Source organism: Bradyrhizobium sp. P2_E8 (assembly GCF_056403875.1).
In genome coordinates this window covers 1-2,204 of sequence record NZ_JBFUES010001135.1, presented here as the reverse complement: position 1 = coordinate 2,204, position 2,204 = coordinate 1, and the positions used below count along the sequence as shown (strand labels likewise).

The following is a 2,204-nucleotide window of genomic DNA, read 5'->3' as shown; positions in this document are numbered from 1 at the left end:
CATGTACGCCGCCGATCCAGTTCGAGAGATAGTGATATTGAGCAGCCGCGACCGCCGGCGGCAGATGGCTGAGGCCGAGCTTCTCAAGCCCCGGCAGGAAACGCTCCTGCTGCTGGCGGCGGAACACGCGGAAGACGAACTCCGCGGCATCCGCCGTACCGCGCCGCGTGACGACTGTGAGAATGAGGCCGGTGAAATAGGCGTGATAGAGATCGGCGACCGCGCGCCAGCGTTTCCATTGGGCGTCCTGCGCGGAATCAGCGGCGGCGGTCATGTTCGCTCCCGGCTTGTTGTTTTGCGGGAGTGTGTCATCGCGGCTGGGGCGGCGCAACACGCCACAGGCTCGGCGTCATCGCCCGCGAAGGCGGGCGATCCAGTATTCCGAGACGGGAATGATTGAATCGATGGGCCGCGGCGTACTGGATTCCCCGCCTTCGCGGGGAATGACGGCGGGGGATGTGGCTACACCCGAAAATGCTTCGAGAGCTTCAAGCCCTGCGCCTGGTAGTTCGAGCCGATGCGCTGGCCGTACATCGCGTCGGGGCGGGCCAGCATCTTCTCGTAGACGAGACGGCCGACGATCTGGCCGTGCTCGAGGATGAACGGCACTTCGCGCGAGCGCACCTCCAGCACGGCGCGCGATCCCAGCCCGCCGGCGCCGGCATAGCCGAAGCCGGGATCGAAAAAGCCGGCATAGTGCACGCGGAATTCGCCGACCAGCGGATCGAACGGCACCATCTCAGCGGCAAAGTCGGGCGGCACCTGCACGGCCTCTTTCGAGGCGAGGATGTAGAACTCGCCGGGATCGAGGATCAGGCTGCCGTCGGGACGGGCCGAGATCGGCTCCCAGAAGTCCTCGACGGAATAGCCGGAGCGGCGATCGACATCGACCACGCCGGTGTGGCGCTTGGCGCGGTAGCCGACGAAGCCGCTGGCCTTCTCGCCGGAGAGATCGACGGAGACGGCGACGCCGCCGGACAGATCGGCATCGTCGATRTCGACGAGGCGCTCGGACGCATGCAGCGCATCGAGCTCGTCGGCATTGAGGATGGCATCACCGGTGCGGAAGCGCACCTGCGACAGGCGCGAGCCCTCGCGCACCAGCACCGGAAATGTCTTCGGGCTGATCTCGGCATAGAGCGGGCCGTGATAGCCGGCGCCGATCATGTCGAAGCGGCGGGTGCCGTCGGCGATCACGCGGGTGAAGACGTCGAGCCGGCCCGTCGAGCTCTTCGGGTTCGCGGCCGCGACGATCTCCAGCGGCAGCGCGAGGCTTTCCAGCAGCGGCACGATGTAGACGCAGTTGGTTTCCAGCACCGCGCCGTCGGCGAGGCTGAACTCGTGCAGCTTCAACTCGTCGATGCGCTCGGCCACCGTGGCGCCGGGACCGGGCAGGAAGCTGGCGCGGACGCGATAGGCGATGTCACCGAGACGCAAATCGAGGCTCGCCGGCTGGATCTGGCTTTCGACGAAGTCATAGGCGGGCAGGATGAGGCCGCCCTCCGCCATCGCCGCGATCATGCGGTCGGGCAGGATACCATTGGCGTCGGCGGCAATCGTGAAACTCAACCGGGGGTCCTCGTCAGRGGTCAAACGCATCCGGACATGTGGGAAATACTAGCCTTTTACGGCTATCCGATGGACGCCTTGACGGAAAGGCCATTGCGGAATATGAGCATCACTTATCCCGTGGTGATTTGAGCCGGCCGGCTTGCAGCCACGTTAAATAAGTCGCTAAACAGGCCGGGGACCTCTGTGATCCCGGCCCGTGGATATATCCAGGCCGGTTTTTTTGTGACCGTTTTCGACGAGACGGTCATGTCGGAGGTACCTATGTCGAAGTCGCCTGCTGCTTACCGTCCCGAAACCCGTCTGGTCCATTCCGGCACCCTGCGCTCGCAATTTGGCGAGACGTCGGAGGCGCTGTTTCTGACCCAGGGCTACGTCTACAACAGCGCCGAGGAGTGCGAGGCGCGGTTCAAGGGCGAGGATCCCGGCTTCATCTATTCGCGCTACTCCAACCCCACCATCTCGATGTTCGAGCGCCGCATGATCGAGCTCGAGGGCGCCGAGGCGGCGCGTTCGGCCGCAACCGGCATGGCCGCGGTGACGACCGCGATCCTGGCGCCGCTGAAGGCCGGCGACCACGTGGTCGCCTCCCGCGCGCTGTTCGGCTCGTGCCTCTACGTCATCCAGGACCTGTT

The 2,204-nt window shown here is 65.2% G+C and carries 2 protein-coding genes, 1 pseudogene and 1 riboswitch; of the genes and pseudogenes, 1 reads left to right on the top strand and 2 read right to left on the bottom strand.

Annotation, left to right across the window (positions count from 1 at the left end; genetic code table 11):
- Positions 1–274 (bottom strand): annotated as a pseudogene (locus AC1D00_RS37705) (hypothetical protein); the annotation flags it as partial.
- A 188-nt stretch (positions 275–462) separates the two neighbouring features.
- On the bottom strand, positions 463–1,599 hold the full coding sequence (locus tag AC1D00_RS37700) for a 2'-deoxycytidine 5'-triphosphate deaminase (RefSeq protein ID WP_477014163.1): 1,137 nt from the start codon (positions 1,597–1,599) through the stop codon (positions 463–465).
- Positions 1,600–1,679: 80 nt separating this feature from the next.
- Positions 1,680–1,759: riboswitch (SAM riboswitch) on the top strand.
- Between the two features lie 74 nt (positions 1,760–1,833).
- On the opposite strand from AC1D00_RS37700, the gene AC1D00_RS37695 reads away from it, so the two are divergent.
- On the top strand, positions 1,834–2,204 hold a 371-nt coding region (locus AC1D00_RS37695; RefSeq protein WP_477014164.1), incomplete at its 3' end, for a PLP-dependent transferase.